Annotated in this window: 11 protein-coding genes; 5 read left to right on the top strand and 6 right to left on the bottom strand. The window is 71.2% G+C overall.

Annotation, left to right across the window (positions count from 1 at the left end; all coding sequences use genetic code 11):
- From ACIA8R_RS19490 to ACIA8R_RS19500, 3 genes are all read left to right on the top strand, one after another.
- The gene (locus tag ACIA8R_RS19490) at positions 1 to 5,664 is read left to right on the top strand and encodes a hypothetical protein (RefSeq protein ID WP_397039569.1); all 5,664 of its coding nucleotides are present in this window, start codon (positions 1 to 3) and stop codon (positions 5,662 to 5,664) included.
- A 26-nt stretch (positions 5,665 to 5,690) separates the two neighbouring features.
- The gene (locus ACIA8R_RS19495; protein ID WP_364087890.1) at positions 5,691 to 6,230 is read left to right on the top strand and encodes an AAA family ATPase; all 540 of its coding nucleotides are present in this window, start codon (positions 5,691 to 5,693) and stop codon (positions 6,228 to 6,230) included.
- Positions 6,231 to 6,411: 181 nt separating this feature from the next.
- A complete protein-coding gene (locus tag ACIA8R_RS19500; protein WP_397039571.1) occupies positions 6,412 to 6,990 on the top strand; it encodes a dihydrofolate reductase family protein in 579 nt (192 codons plus the stop codon).
- Here ACIA8R_RS19500 and ACIA8R_RS19505 read toward each other — a convergent pair.
- The 4 genes from ACIA8R_RS19505 to ACIA8R_RS19520 form a co-directional block, all read right to left on the bottom strand.
- On the bottom strand, positions 6,972 to 7,682 hold the full coding sequence (locus tag ACIA8R_RS19505; protein ID WP_364087894.1) for a helix-turn-helix domain-containing protein: 711 nt from the start codon (positions 7,680 to 7,682) through the stop codon (positions 6,972 to 6,974). The genes ACIA8R_RS19500 and ACIA8R_RS19505 overlap by 19 nt on opposite strands.
- Positions 7,683 to 7,762: 80 nt before the next feature.
- Entirely contained in the window at positions 7,763 to 8,983 is a 1,221-nt protein-coding gene (locus tag ACIA8R_RS19510) for a hypothetical protein (RefSeq protein ID WP_397039572.1), read from the bottom strand.
- 609 nt (positions 8,984 to 9,592) lie between these two features.
- On the bottom strand, positions 9,593 to 11,383 hold the full coding sequence (locus ACIA8R_RS19515; RefSeq protein ID WP_397039574.1) for a sensor histidine kinase: 1,791 nt from the start codon (positions 11,381 to 11,383) through the stop codon (positions 9,593 to 9,595).
- The gene (locus tag ACIA8R_RS19520) at positions 11,380 to 12,063 is read right to left on the bottom strand and encodes a response regulator transcription factor (RefSeq protein WP_364087900.1); all 684 of its coding nucleotides are present in this window, start codon (positions 12,061 to 12,063) and stop codon (positions 11,380 to 11,382) included. The genes ACIA8R_RS19515 and ACIA8R_RS19520 overlap by 4 nt, the downstream gene beginning before the upstream one ends.
- Before the next feature lie 90 nt (positions 12,064 to 12,153).
- Between ACIA8R_RS19520 and ACIA8R_RS19525 the strand changes: the two genes are divergently transcribed.
- Both ACIA8R_RS19525 and ACIA8R_RS19530 read left to right on the top strand, forming a co-directional pair.
- Positions 12,154 to 12,915 (top strand): L,D-transpeptidase, encoded by a 762-nt coding sequence (locus tag ACIA8R_RS19525; protein ID WP_397039576.1) that lies wholly within the window; start codon positions 12,154 to 12,156, stop codon positions 12,913 to 12,915.
- Positions 12,916 to 12,944: 29 nt separating this feature from the next.
- Positions 12,945 to 13,172: a hypothetical protein gene (locus ACIA8R_RS19530; protein ID WP_397039578.1), complete on the top strand. Its 228-nt coding sequence runs from the start codon at positions 12,945 to 12,947 to the stop codon at positions 13,170 to 13,172.
- Here ACIA8R_RS19530 and ACIA8R_RS19535 read toward each other — a convergent pair whose 3' ends face one another.
- A complete protein-coding gene (locus tag ACIA8R_RS19535) occupies positions 13,173 to 13,403 on the bottom strand; it encodes a hypothetical protein (protein ID WP_364087908.1) in 231 nt (76 codons plus the stop codon).
- A gap of 4 nt (positions 13,404 to 13,407) precedes the next feature.
- On the bottom strand, positions 13,408 to 14,619 hold the full coding sequence (locus ACIA8R_RS19540; RefSeq protein WP_397039579.1) for a hypothetical protein: 1,212 nt from the start codon (positions 14,617 to 14,619) through the stop codon (positions 13,408 to 13,410).
- Positions 14,620 to 14,737 lie beyond the last annotated feature (118 nt).

Here is a 14,737-nt window from a genome sequence, read left to right on the forward strand (position 1 = left end):
ATGGGGTTCGACGGGTTCCTCGTGCCCGAGTTCGCCAAGCCGTACATCGGCTGGGTGGTCGGCATGGACTGGCCGGAGGGGGACGAGACCGGCTGCTTCCGGCTGGCCGACGCCTGCGTGATCGCCGCGCACCGGCTCGTCGAGGGCACGGGCGCCGACCTGCCGGGCAGCGCGCGCAGGATCGGCAAGGACTGGGACGGGGAAGCCCATCTGGCCTTCGCCGCCCACGTCGGCAAGGTGGCGGGCGGTCAGGTCGCCCTCGCGGTCAAGCGGCTCGTGGACGCCGCGGTGGCGCTCAACGGCGTGGGCGTGCAGATCCAGTACGCCAAGTACATGATCGAGGTCACCGTCTGGCTGCTGATCGTGCAACTGGGATATCTGCTGGCCGCGGCCCTGGCCACCGGCGGGGCGAGTCTGGCGCTCATTCCGCCGCGGCTGCAGCTCGCCCGGCTGACGGTCGGGCAGATCGCCAGGCAGTGCCGGCGCAACATGCTGCTCTTCGCCGGGATCGTGACCGGGATGGACCTGGGCATCCAGGGCACGCAGCTGCTGCAGGGCCGCAGGGACGACATCGATCTCCGTCAGCTCGCGATCTCGGCGGTGAGCGGCGCCGCCATGGGCGGGCTCATGGGACTGGCCTCGGGCGGGCTGAGCAGCCTGGCCACCCCCACGCTGCGGGCCGGTCTGACCAGGGCCGAGATGTCCACGGCCGAGAAGCTGCTGGCGGCGGCCCACTCCTCGTTGTACGGCCAGGCCGGGCAGTTCGCCCTGGCCGGCGGGATCACGACGGCCGGCACCATGATGGTCCAGGGCAACTTCAGCTGGGACCTGCTGGCCAAGGGCATCACGTCCAGCGCGCTCGGCGCGGACGGCCAGCACCTGGCCTCACCCCTGCCTTCCGGCCCGGACGGACGCCCCGGGCCCAGGACCGGCGCGGACGCGGTCCAGGAGGCGGTGAACCACAACCAGCAGACCATCGCATCGCCCGCCTGGCACCGCCCCGACCTGGCGTCCGACGTGCTCCAGGGTCTGACGTCCCAGCTCGCGTCCGCCGACGCGGGGGTTCCGAAGCCCGAGATCCATCCGCCTCGCGTCGTCGAGATCGGCGCCCTGGGCGAGACCGCCGTGCACGACGTCAGGGTGCCGGTGGACCCGAGGGCGGCGGCGCAGGCCATGACCGCCGGCATCACGGGCATCGTCCCGCGGGAACGGGCCGTGATCCGCCTCTGGCTGACGGAGGCGCTCTCCAGCGGCGACCGCGACGTGTGGACCAACCACCTGCAAAGAGGGGTGGCGCTCGGCGTCGGGGACAAGGTGATCTACCTCAAGCTCAGGCCGAGCGAGTTCACGCACGTGGAGCAGCCGGGTCTGGCCCCGGAGAAGCCGGTCGCCTTCGGCGGGGACGGCGTGGAGGGCAAGTCCTCGCGGGGCACCTCACTGGATCGCACCGCGGGGCTGATGAAGGGGCTCTACCAGTCGCCGGACGAGGCCGAGGCGAACGCCCTGCCCCGGTCGGGCGTCAGCAGCACGGCACGGACGACCCACACGAACGGCGTCGAGGTCATCAGCGGGCACAAGGCCATCTCCCCCGCCCATGACTACTTCGCCACGGACATCTCCCTCGACATCTACCGTGACGGCGAGAAGGTCACCCAGACCGCGGCGGTCCCCGACCTCTCGCTGACCATCCCCTTCCCCAAGCAGTTCACCCGGGAAGGGCCGCTGCTGAGCGCCGACCACCCCGCGCCGCTCCCCCGCCACGAGGTGCCGGAAGGAGCTGGGCACAGGTTCCGTGACCACGGGATCGCCATCACCGGCCTGGACGTCACGCCTCTCGTGCTGGAGGTGCAGCGCCGGGGGCTGGCGGCGGGGCTGCCCGCGGGCGAGGTGGTCAGGATCACCGACCATCTCACCTCCAGCCTGCTCAGCGAGCAGGGGATGAAGAACCGCAGCCAGTCGATGTTGTCGAGCGGGGTCTCGTCCGAGGCGATCCGGTACAAGACGTCCCTGCTGCGGTCGGCGGAGGACTCCGTCCGGATCACCGGCGAGATCACGCGGGTCGAGCCGATCGACGGGAGCGGGCGCTCGCCGGTCGAGACGATGTTCCGGGACGACCTGGGGCGGCGCGAGAGCGAGGGCACGTCGTACCGGCAGGGCGCGAGCGTCGGCGTCCACGCGGGCGGCAAGATCGGGTTGCCGCTGGGTGACCGCGCGGAGGTCGTCGCGAGGGCCGTCGGCGGGGTCGGCTACGGGACGGACCATGTCACGTCCACCAACAGGGCGCACGGCAACCACACCGTCCTGACCAGGCTCGGCGACGTCACCATGTACGACGCCCGCATGCGGCTGCAGGTCGAGACCGACAAGCTCGGCACCTTCGAGGTGGAGGTGCCCGCCGAGCTGATCGTCCCGACCCGCGACGCGTCCCGGATGGAGCAGGACGTCTTCGGGCACGATCTGCGCCCGCTGGGAGAGTTCAACGACATCCAGCGCAAGCTCGCCGACCTCCACCGGGAGATGGACGACGTGCGGGCGGGGTTCTCACTGGACGAACCGGTCGGCGAGTACCCGGCCAGGGGCGAGCACCCGAACCGCGGCTACGACCCGCACGTCCTGGAGCCGGAGACGCTCGCGGCCGGTCGGGGGACAGGGCTCGGCAGCGGCGTCCGGGTCCATGGGGAGACGCTGCTCAGCGCGGAGATCCACCAGGCCGTCGCCCGGGCGCTGCCCGACCTCCCGCCGGAGATCGCACGGCAGATCATGCGGGACGTCGAGAGCCGCTTCGGCGCCGCGGCGCTGGAGGCCGACCTGACGCACGCCCTCCACGGCATCAGGTACGACGGGTCGATCGGCGGCTACACCGTCGAGATCCTGGCCGAGGGCACGCTGGGCCGGCGGCACGAGGTCGGCGCGTCCGACCTGACCGTCAACGAGCGCCGGATCACCTCGCGCACCGACACCAGCCAGCGGGAGAGCTCCCGCACGGGCCGTGCGGAGGTGCGTGGTGTCGCGCGCCTCGACGTGAACGAACGGCTCAAGATCGACCCGGTGAACCTGTCCCTCACCGGGAGCGGCACCAAGTCCGGCAGCACCGGCTTCTCCTCGGGCCACACGAGGTACGACCGTACGGAGACCAGCGGCGGCTTCACCATCACGCGGGATCTCTCCTTCGACGTCAGGATGAGGATCTCGCGGGACGGCACGGAGACGCTGAACACCTCGTGGGAGGTGCACGGCAGCAGGGCGGAGGTCCTCGTGCCGAACGTCCACCTGCCGCAGAAGCCGGTGCTCGCACAGGACGTCGCGCATCTCGGACGGGTCGAGTCGTCGTCCGAGCGGCCGCCCGACCTGTGGCGGCCCGGGGCCGACGAATTGTCGGCCATCGTCCGGATGGGGGCCATGCCCGACCTTCCCTCGACGCTGGCCGAGGTCTACCACCGATGGGCGGAACTGCCGGCGCCCGCGGAGCGGCTGGACGTGCCGCCGGTGTTCGAGACCGCCACCGACGTGATCAACCTGGAAACCATGATCACGTCTCATCCCGACGGCCTGCACTACACCGTGTCGGACCGTTCGGGGTCGCGGCACGACGTGCACGTGAAGGCTCACGTGGCCGGGGTGAGGCACGTCAAGTCGGAGACCGGGGTGGAGCACGAGAGCTACTCCAGCAGCAATTCCAGGGCGCTGGACGCCGAACGCGGCAGGCGTACGGTCGGCGGGCACGCCAGGACCGGCCTGCGCGTCACGCTCAGCGACGGCGAGGCCGCCGGGTCCTCGCACGGAACCGGGGAAGCCGGCGGGACCGAGCGCAAGGTCGTGGCGCGAGCCGGGGTGCACGGCGCCGCGAAACGCAGTGCCGTGGAGAGCTCCTACCTGGGCAGCAGCGACGTGTCCCGGGTCACCTACTCCGACGGCAGCACCTCCCACTGGTACCGCGCGGACCTGGTCCTGGAGGTCACCCCCACCAGGACCAGCGGCGGAACGGTCGAACAGGGCCCGACCACATACGTCCGGGTGGAAGAGATCATGGACCTCGTGCTTCCCGACGAGGTGGCACGCCGTCACGGGCTCGACGGCCCGGAGGCCGTGGACCCCACTGGTCAGGCAGGGCACACGACGCGCGCCTACGCGGCGCCCGAGGCGGCGTTGAACACCGCCTTCGTCCTGTACCTCGACGCGCAGGCCGTGCTGCCGGAGATCCTCGGGCTGCTCCGCCGCGACGGCCTCCTCCCTGACGGCCAGGAGCTCACGAACCATCCGGTGGCCGAACACCTGCGCGGTAACTACAGCCAGGGCGCACTCGGCACGAAGCTGGGCGAACTCCGCGGGAACGGCGTGTCCTCCTGGTTGTTCGTCACGGACGAGAACGACCGGGTCACCGAACGCGTGGGCATCCGGGTCACGGCCGAGGTGGACGACGGCGTCCACGTCGGTGAGCGTCCTGACGCCGGCCTCATGCTGCGCAACGAGCGCCTGAGCGGCGACCTGAGCGTGCGCGAGGCGGGAACGGACCACGGCGCGGAGGCGATCACGCGTTACATGAAGTCCTCGGACGGCGAGCTCAGGGGCGCCGAGGCGGGGTTCGCGAACAACCGCGACTCCCACACCGTCGACGGGCGGGGCACGATCGCGAAGGAGATCAACCGCTACCAGACGCGCGAGGCCCCGCAGGAGTTCAAGCACCCGGTCAGGTTCGAGATCACGCTCGAACACGTCCCGGTCCGCCCGCTCCTGGAGCCCGTGCAGAACGTGGCCCGCAACGTGCTGCTCAAGGTGGGCGAGGTGACCGGGCACGACGGCGCCGGGAGAATGTTCGACCGGCACGCCGGGGTCACCTCGACGTCCCGGGCGGTCGCGGACGGCGAGGTCGGCGTCCTGGTGCCGGGACACCTCACCACGGAGGTGCCGCAGGGCACGCCGGTCGCGGGACGCACGCCGGTCGTCGCCGCGGATCCGCGCTGGGCGGACCCGGCGGGCCCCAACCCCATGTCCGCCACCCTGGGCGACGGCGTCCCCAAGGGGGACGTCAGCCAGGTCGCGTTCCCGGCCGCCACGCTCGTCGAGCAATGGGCGCCGATGAGCGCGGTGCCGCCGAGACTCCGGGGCGAAGTCCCGTCCCTGGCCGACCGGCCCGACGGATTCGAGCTCTCCCGCCCGGCCGGCATGTCACTCGCCGAGGCCACCAAGGAACGGACCATGCGCGCCCATCTGGAGCAGTTGCTCGCGCACGAGTACGTGATCCCGGGGATCGGCAGGGTCGGCATCGACGTCACCGGAGCGCGCGAGATCACCACCGCGCTGGTCAAGCAGCGTGTCTACGCCCAGACCATGAGCACGGTCGGGCACGGCCAGGAGCAGGGCCGGGGCGTGGCGGCCCGAGCGGGCGGGTCCGCCGGCTCGCAGGACGGGGGCCTCGGCTTCGGCGGCGTCGGCGGCAACCTGAAGACGGCGGACGAGGCCGCGTCGCGGAACGCCAACATCGTCGAGCGCAACTTCCTGGAGGAGCAGCACGACAACACCTATCTTGAGCTGGACGTCTCCCTGGTGTTCCACGGCAGGGACAAACCCCTGACCGTGGACGTCGCCGGCGGCCTTCATCTCAGACTCACCGCCAAGGGGCTCGCCGACTTCGAGACCGCACACCCCGGCGTGATCACCCGCTGAGGACGGCCCCCCTGTACCGTCGGACCGTGCACATCGGCTCACCGGACACGGTCCTGATCGTCATCCGGGGCAACTCCGGATCCGGCAAGTCCACCGTGGCCCGCACCGTGCGGGAGACGTACGCCCAACGCGGCATGGCCCTCATCGGCCAGGACGTCGTACGCCGGGAGATCCTCCGCGAACGCGACAAGCCGGACGGCGTGAACATCGGGCTGCTCGACGTCATGTGCCGCCACGCCCTGAACGCCGGCTACCACGTCATCCTGGAAGGCATCCTCGCCCGGAGCCGCTACGGAGAGATGCTGCAGGCGCTGTTCCACGACCATCGAGGCACGAGCCACGGCTACTACCTGGACGTCTCCTTGGAGGAGACGCTCCACAGGCACCAGACGCGGCCTCAGCGCACCCAGTTCTGCTCCGACGACATGCGGCAGTGGTACCTCGAACGGGACGTCCTGCCCGGCACCGCAGAGACGATCATCGGCGAGAGCAGCACACTGGCCCAGACCGTCGGACTGATTCTCCAGAGCGCGGGTCTCGTGACAGGCGAAGCGACACGCCCGTGAGCAGCCGGGCGGGCGACGGCGGGCCCGCACCGAAGGGATGGCGTCGTTTTCGTCCAAGACGGTCGCGATGACCGGTTCGTAGCATGGGCGCAGGCGTTCCGCCACCGCGTCGGCCTGACGCTGCGGCCCGCTTGACGATCCATCTGGCGACCTCGTCGCCGGACCATGAGGAGAACAGCACATGCGTGATCTGATCTATACCGGATTCATGTCGCTTGACGGCGTTGTGGACTCCCCGGGCGGCGGGCCGGGCGAGGAGCACCGCAGCGGCGGCTGGGTGGCCAAGGACATCGAGTTCCTGCCCGAGGCCTTCTCGCTGAAGGGCGAGGAGCTGGAGGACACGACGGCGCTGATGTTCGGCCGCCGGAGCTACGAGGCGTTCGCGCCGATCTGGCGCGACTCGGAGGACCACGCCGCCTACAAGGACCTGCCCAAGTACGTGGTCTCGACCACGCTGTCCGACGACGACCTCGTCGAGGGGTGGGGGCCGACGACGATCCTGCGCTCGGCCGACGACGTCGTCGAGCTCAAGAAGAGCGAAGGTGGCGCGATCTTCATCCATGGCAGCGCGGAACTCGCCCGGCGGCTGTCGGAGGCGGGCCTGATCGACCGGTACAACCTTCTCGTCTTCCCCGTGCTGCTCGGCGCCGGGAAGAGCCTGTTCAGCGAGGCGGACAAGGACAAGCAGGTGCTGAGCCTCCGCGCGTCCGCCGCCTACCCCAACGGCATCGTGAAACTGATCTACGACGTCGTCAGCTGACCCAGGTCCAGGGCGATGGCGCCGCCGGTGCCCTCCCGGAGTTGCCGCGCCGTACGCCCGACGTAGCGGCGCAGCGCGCGGGCCAGGTGTGGCTCGTCGAAATACCCGAGCCCCGAGACGACGTCGGCGACCGAGACGCCGGTGGCCAGGAGCACCGAGGCCTTGCGGGCCCGTTCGATCTGCCGGACGGCGCCCTGGGTCAACCCGGTCGCCGCCCGGAACCGGCGTTCGAGGGTGCGCCCCGAGACCGCTGGACGGCGGCCTCGGCGAACGTCGGTGACGAGCGGGTCACGGACCAGGGCTCCGACGCGGACCAGACGGTCGACCAGGGCCTCGGCGTCGTCGGGGGCGGGAGACTCCCAGCGGACGCCGTCCAGCACGAAGGTCCTGCGCATGGTGTCGGGGAGCTCGACGCCCCCGTCGACCAGAGTCGGCGGAGGGACGGCGCGCAGCGACGTGCCCACGGCGAACTCGATGCCGACGAAGGTCGCGCCCTCCGGCACCTGCGCGGTGCCGCTTCTGGTCTCGGGACCGGAGATGCCCGCGTACGCCCTGCCCTCGCGCTCCCAGAAGACCAGGCCCCAGCACACCGCCGCGACGGACGTCATCTCCGCGACGTGCTCGCTCGTACAGCTCCACACGGCGTCGACCCACGGTGAGTCGGACGCGCGTGTCTCAAACCGCAGTGCCACGAGAGCAGGATACGCGCGCAGCCGGCCGAGGGTCGGCCCCGGTCCGGCCGAGGTACGGGGACCATCCGGGAGGCCGTGAACTACACGGGGTCGGGACCGAGGTCGAGTGCCGGTTCGAGTCCGGGGAAGTCCCGGACGGCGGTGGCGAACTCCTGGAACAACAACCACTGGTCCTTGGTGATGATCCAGTCCTTGGTGATGCTGCCCGTGACCGTGCCCATCGCGCGGACCTGGGCGTCGCCGCCGGTCAGCTCGAAGACCGGCCCTCCGCTGTCGCCGTGTCGGGAGCTGTCGACCCGCTGCTTGGCCGAGACCAGGTTGCTGTAGCACTCCTGGTTGCCGTAGATGTCCTTGCCGCAGACCTCGCTGTACTTGTAGTCCACGGTTCGGCCGCACGAGGCTCCGGAGGTCGCGCCGGACATGCACAGCGACTGGTTCTTGTAGGTGAATCCCCATCCGACGACCGGCTTGGTGTAGTCGTTGACACCGGGGGTGCCGTCCCACATCCTGCCGTTGCCCTTGCCCGTGCCGACGAGCCCGGTGATGCGGATGAGCAGAAGGTCGTGGGCGACGTTCTCCCGCTCGGCGACGCCGATGACCTGGCCCGTGCCGTCGGTGAACACGTCGCCGGGAGCGCCGCAGTGCCCGGCCGTCAGCAGGTAGCGGGTCGGGCCGATGTACACGGGGAAGCCGCCGGTGCAGTTGTAGCCCAGGACGGGGCTCCCGCCGCAGCCGGCGGCGCCGCCGAAGGTGTCGTTGGCGATCGCCACGCCGCCGTACCAGGGGATGTCGTCGTCACAGCGGGACGTGAGCTGCAGCGGCTCCTGCGCGACCACCTGGACCGGGACCCCGACGTCCGGCAGCGCCTGCCGGACGAGGTCCGTGTCCTTCTCCTGGACGGCCGCGGTGAGGCCGCTGCCGTCGAAGGGCATCTGCACGGCGTGGACGCGGCCGCCCTTCTCGGCGCCCGAGGCGGCCCAGAGCCGGTCGGAGGCCGCACTCAGTTCGCTCTCCGAGTACGCGGCCGGGCGTACCTCCACCGGGGCGATCTTCTCGGCCCGGCGGATCGCGGCCCGGATCGGGCCGGGGACCTTGCCCTTCCACCACAGGATCACCCGGTCCTGGCCGAGTTCGATGCCCGCGTACCCGCCGCCGTCCACCACTTTCCTGATCTGGTCGGCGGATGCCGTCAAAGTGCTCTGCGGGGTGTTCCGGGTGGTCGCCGCACGGACGGGGGTGGCGGCGGAGGTCATCGCCAGAGCCGCCATGAGGATGCCCGCGATCTTCGTCCTTGACTGCACGCTGCTCGTCTCCTTCAGGGGTGCCTTCAGCAGACGAAGCTAGAAGCGCGATCTTGTGACCGGGTTGGATCGGTCTTGCGAAACCCGACAGGGTCCGATGGCGAGCCCCAAGCCCCGTCCGTGCAGGTCAAGCCCATACACGTCACGGCGGGTCCGCCTCAGCGGCGCCCTCACCGCCGCCGTGGGAGCGCCGCTGATCGATGACCTCACTGATGCTCTGATCGCCGGCGGCTTGATACACCCGGCCCTGCCCTGAGGCCTCGGCCCGCCCGGGGCGTACCTCGATCTCGCCGCCCGCGATGGCTCGCAGCGACTCCACCCGCTCGGCGTGCGGTTCGACCTCCAGCCAGCCAGCCCGCGATCCGGGTGAGCGCGTCGTCCAGGTCGCGGCGCGGCATCTGCAGCAGCGGGAAGAAGGCGCACACCGGGCCGCCCGTGCCGCAGCCGATGTCCAGCACCCTGGCCCCGCGGCGGAGCCGGGCGATGAGGTGGTCGATGGCGGTGTGCTGTTCGGGCAGGTGACCCTAGGCGTAATCCGGGGAGCTGATCCCTCAGCCGATGCCGGCAGCCGAGCTGGAGGAGGTCGCCGATCCCGTCATCCCCGTCACCCTAGGACGGGTCCTCGCCCGGAAGGCGCAGGGTGAAGGTGGTGCGCACGCCCGGGGTGCTGGTGGCGGTGGCGGTGCCGCCGTGCGCCTCGGCCAGGTCGCGGACGATGGCGAGGCCGAGGCCGCTGCCCCCGGTGCGGCGGTTGCGGGACTTCTCCGCCCGCCAGAACCGGTCGAAGACGTGCGGAAGGTGCTCGGCGCGGATGCCGATCCCCGTGTCGGTCACCTCGATGATCACGTGGTCGCCGTCCTGGCGGGCGGTCAGCGTGATGTGCCCGCCGGCCCGCGTGTAGCGCAGGGAGTTGGTGACGAGGTTGCCGACGGCCTGGCGGAGTCGTACGGGGTCGGCGGTCAGGGCGGGAGTGCCGGTGATGCCGGTGGTCAGGGTGAGCCCGGCGGCTTCGGCGCGGCCTCGGTGGGCGGTGGCCACCTGGTCAAGGAGGTCGCCGAGGTGGACGGGTTCGAGATGCAGGCGGAGCTTGCCCGCGTCGGCGAGGGCGAGGTCCTGGAGGTCGTCCACGATGTGCTGCAACAGCAGGAGCTCCTCGACCAGGGACGCGATCAGCGCGGGGTCCAGCTCGGCGACGCCGTCCTGTGCCGCCTCCAGCCAGCCTCTGAGGTTGCTCAGCGGGGTGCGCAACTCGTGGGACACGTCGCTGACCATGGCCTTGCGCTGCTCCTCCATGCGCTGGAGATGCTCGGACATCTCGTTGAACGCCGTGGCGAGCTCGCTGATCTCGCCGGTCGTCCTGACCTGGACGCGGGCGGAGCTGTCCCCGTCGCGCATCCGCCGGGCGGCGTGGGTGAGCGCGTTGACCGGGCCGACCAGGCGTCTGGCCGCCATGACGCTGACGCCGACGGTCAGCACGAGCACGAGGAGGGCGGCGCCGGCGATCGAGGGCAGCGGGATGCGCGGGCCGGTGGCCTCGGCGGGGGATCCGATGTACAGGTAGGCGGCCGGAGCGACGTAGGGATCGAGCTGTTCCTTGCGGGCGGTGACGATGCAGGAGGAGATCGACTGGCCGGGTTCGGCGGCCGACGACGCCGGCCGCCTCTCCTTGGAGATCCAGGTGAAGTCGAGGCCGACCGAGCCGCGTTCCGCGTTCTTGCCCTTCAGGCATCTGCCGACCAGGAGGTTGAGCTGCTTCAACGCGGTCTTCTCGGTGGGCGTCGGCGCGTTGAAGGTGACGGCGTCGCAGGGGGCCGTCACCGCCGGGACCGGGCTCGGCTGGCTCGGCTCCCGCGGGACACCCTCGCCGGTCGTCGTCACGGAGGGCCTGCCGGTGTGGGAGACCGTCGTCCGTACGGCCTGCCCGGTACGTCTCATGCAGACGGCGTAGGCGTCGGCGGCCTTCCCCAGCCGGGCACGGTCACGGTCGGGCAGCAGGAAGGGGCCCACCGCGCGCGGATCGATGCGGTCCTCGGCCGCCCCCGGCACCAGGGTCACGTCCACGGCCAGCGGATCGACGACGGCCGACACCCGGGCGGGCAGCGCAGTCCCGGCGGACGCCGAGTCCGCGATGAGGGCGCCCTTCTCGGTGGTCAGCGCGATGCGGCGGCTGTTGGCGGCGGCGAGGTCGCGTACGGTGGCGGCGACGCCGGACCAGTCGGGATGGCGGGAGGCGTAGCCGAGCAGGCTGTTGTTGATCTGGGCGTCGCTGGCCAGCGTCTGGCCCTGCTCGCGCTGGATCGCGCCGGAGGTGCTGTTGGCGGCCAGCCACGCCGTCGCCGTGATCGAGCAGACCGCCACGACGGCCGAGCTCGTGAGCAGCCTGACGAACAGCGACCTCATGCCTGGGTCAGCTTGTAGCCGACGCCGTACACGGTCAACAGCCGGGACGGCCGGCGCGGGTCGGGCTCGATCTTCTTGCGCAGGTTCATCACGTGCACGTCGACCGTGCGTTCGGTGATGAACCGGTCGAACCCGTGGACGCGCTCCAGCAGTTGCTTCCTGCTGAACACCCGTTCCGGCTCGGCGGCCAGCGTCTCGATGATCCGGAACTCCGCGAGCGTGCAGTCCACCGGCGTGCCCGCCACGGTGACGGTGTGCCTGACCGGGTCGACGACGAGGTCGCCCGCCCGGAACAGCCGGCCGGCCTCCGGCGACCTGCCCGTACGGCGCAGCAGCGTCCGCACGCGGGCCATCAGCTCGCGCGGGCTGTACGGCTTGGTGACGTAGTCGTCGGCGCCGAGGTCGAGCCCGAGCAGCAGGTCGTCCTCGGTGGACCTGGCCGTCAGCATCAGGATCGGCAGGTCGGACTCACCGCGCAGCACCCGGCAGACGTCCAGCCCGTCGACCTTCGGCATCATCACGTCGAGCAGCACGAGGCCGGGGTCTCCCTGCCGGGCCTCGTCGATCGCCGAACGTCCGTCGTGCACGACGCGGACCTCGTGGCCCTCCCGCTCCAGGTAGCGCCTGAGCAGTTCGGCCTGCTTGGGGTCGTCCTCGGCGACCAGTACGTACGCGCACATGGCCCGAGGTTATGCGTACTCCGAGAGTGCATACGGGATTCGCACGACAGGCAAACAGGTTCCACACATTCTGTCGCCAGGCTGCGCCGGGTGAGAACCAACCTGCTTCGTACGGCCGCGGCGACGGCACTCGCCTTCCTGCTGGCGGGCTGCGCGGGCAGCGCCGGCAGCACGGACCGTGCGGCCGGTACGGACAGCGCCGGCAGTGCCGTCAGTGCCGTACGCCCCGGCTCGGCGAGCACCCCGGCGGGCGGCGCCAGATCGAAGATCGCGAGCGCCAAGAGGGCCCGGATCACGATTTATCGGGACAATCAGGGCGCGGTCCAGAGGACGATCACCAGTCCCAACGACTACGGCGCGACGCGCGTCTTCCTGGTGGAACGCGACGAGGGCGACTGGCTCCAGGTGCTGCTGCCGATCCGGCCGAACGGCAGCAAGGGCTGGATCAAGGCCGCCGACGTGACGCTCGCGGAGACCTCCCACCGTGTGGAGATCGATCGCGGGGCGTTCCGCTTCACGGTCTACGACGGCGACCGGGCCGTCAGGACGGGCAGGGTCGCGACCGGCGAGGCGGGGACGCCGACGCCTCCGGGCCGCTACTTCTTCACCGAGCTGGTGAAGCCCACCGGTGACGGCGGGGCCTACGGCGCCTACGCCTTCGGACTGAGCGGCTTCTCGCCGGTGCTGAAGAGCTTCGCCGGCGGCCCTGGCCAGCTGGCGATCCACGGGACGAACAGACCTTCCGCCATCGGCACGCGGGCCAGCCATGGCTGCGTCCGGGTCAGCAACGACGACATCACCTGGATGGCGAAGAACCTGGCGATCGGCACTCCGGTCGTCGTCAAGGGCTGAGGCCCTGTTCGAAGGATGAGAGGAACCCTATGAAGATCAGAAACATCCTCGTCGGCGCCTGCGCGGCGCTGGCCCTCGCGGCGGGTGTCGCCGGGTTGTCGGGGACGGCCTCGGCCGAGCCCAGGAAGCCCGCCGCGGTGCCCTCCGCCGCCCCCTCCGCGGCGCCTTCCCCGGCGCCCGCCGACAGCCGGCCCAGGGTCGAGCGGACGGCGGGGCCGAGGGAGCCGGTCGCCGTCAAGCCGCGCTACACCGGCTGATCACGACACGTCGCCGCCGCGTGACGTCCCGCCTCTCCTGCCCGTCGGCCGCGTCAGCGGTCCGGCCATCGCGGGCAGGAGCAGGCCCCGGACGCCGCGGCGGCGCGTACGGGCGGCGAAGGGGACTGCGCGGCCTGCTGTCAGCGTCCGCATGGAGAGCGGCTGCCCCGGATCTCCCCGTGCGATGCGACGCAACGTGGAGTTCCCGTAGTACTGGCCGGTGGGCAGCATCCTTTCAGAGGAGCCTGCCCGACCTGCGCAGTCGGCGTTCCCTCAGTGCGAGGAGCGGGGGCAGGGCAAGCTGTGTCGCCACATACGCCGTCACGGCGAGCGCCTCCCAGAACGCGGCCGAACCTGTCGCGCCGGCGCTCAGCCGTACCAGGCCCCACTGAGCGAGGGCGAGCAGCAGCGGCAGGGCCACGAGCACGAACATGCCGGCCATGACCACGACCCCCGCCATGTACAGCAGGGCGAACCAGCGCGCCACGTGCCGATCACGCTCGCCCGCCGAGGCCAGCTCGGCCGCCTCGGCGGGAGGCAGCCGGAAGAGCTTGGCCTTGGCGGTCAGCCACGTGACCCGGTACAGGTTGTGGCAGCGCAACGCGTTGGCCAGTACGGCGTAGCCGTCACTGCGCATGGGCACCGCGGCCCACTGCCAGACGATCCCGACGAGCCGATACAACACCACCGCGCCCAGAAGCCCGCTCAGCGTCTCAGGCAGTGTGAGCATCCCGGCCCTGTCGAGCAGCCGCAGCCCCAATGCCGTCGCCACGACCACGATGTCGATGGCCATGCCCGCCAGGTAGGCCCCGTACCTGCGGCGGCGCGGCACGTTCACGATCTGGGTCAGGTCGGTCTCGAAGACGATGTAGAGGCCCCGATAGCTGACCCTGAACGTGGCGGGGACTCCGAGCGCCCTGCCCGCGACCCAGTGCCACGCCTCGTGCAGGGCGCTGAAGGCGATGTCGACCAGCAGGTAGGTGAGCATCGACAGTGCGGCGCTCGGGAGAAACCAGGCGTCCTCCCATGAAGGACGCAAGTCGGGCGCGAACGCCAAGACGGTTACGACGAAGACCGCTGCCGCCGCGTAGCACGTCCAGGCGGTCCTGCCGAAGAATCTGGCCGCCGTGTCCTGGCCGAGTCCCTCGATCCAGCCGCTGGGGGCTCGCTCCTCGGGAGGCGCGGGCGGGTCGAGCAGGCCGGCGCCGGTGAGACCGTCGAGGAAGTCGGCCCCGTCGACCTCCTCGCCCGCCACCTCGCTCGCCCGCCCCGCGGCCTCGGCGGCCGAGCCGCCCTCCTGCAGTGTGGTGACGAACACCGCGCCCGGCTCCGGCACCGCGACGAAGATTCCGAGGTCGGGACGGCCCAGGATCCAGGCGTCACCGTCGAAGGCGACGGTGAGCCGGGCGGCCCGTTCGCGCAGGTCCCGGTCGGCGATGGCGGACATCCGTCCTCCTGGAGCTCGCGGAGCGACAAGGGAGGGCGCACCCCTGCCTCGGCCGGGGTGCGCCCTCGATGGTCAGGAGTCGGGCGTGTTCAGCCCGGTCAGGCGGGTGTTCTCGATC

Origin of the sequence: Nonomuraea sp. NPDC051191 (assembly GCF_044455665.1) — a bacterium.
In the GTDB taxonomy this organism is placed as follows: Bacteria; Actinomycetota; Actinomycetes; order Streptosporangiales; family Streptosporangiaceae; genus Nonomuraea.

Excerpts from the sequence above, each read along its gene's own strand:
- ACIA8R_RS19490 (WP_397039569.1), top strand. The coding sequence starts at position 1 with ATGGGGTTCGACGGGTTCCTCGTGCCCGAGTTCGCCAAGCCGTACATC.
- ACIA8R_RS19500 (WP_397039571.1), top strand. The coding sequence starts at position 6,412 with ATGCGTGATCTGATCTATACCGGATTCATGTCGCTTGACGGCGTTGTG.
- ACIA8R_RS19515 (WP_397039574.1), bottom strand. The coding sequence starts at position 11,383 with ATGAGGTCGCTGTTCGTCAGGCTGCTCACGAGCTCGGCCGTCGTGGCG.
- ACIA8R_RS19520 (WP_364087900.1), bottom strand. The coding sequence starts at position 12,063 with ATGTGCGCGTACGTACTGGTCGCCGAGGACGACCCCAAGCAGGCCGAA.
- ACIA8R_RS19530 (WP_397039578.1), top strand. The coding sequence starts at position 12,945 with ATGAAGATCAGAAACATCCTCGTCGGCGCCTGCGCGGCGCTGGCCCTC.
- ACIA8R_RS19535 (WP_364087908.1), bottom strand. The coding sequence starts at position 13,403 with ATGCTGCCCACCGGCCAGTACTACGGGAACTCCACGTTGCGTCGCATC.
- ACIA8R_RS19540 (WP_397039579.1), bottom strand. The coding sequence starts at position 14,619 with ATGTCCGCCATCGCCGACCGGGACCTGCGCGAACGGGCCGCCCGGCTC.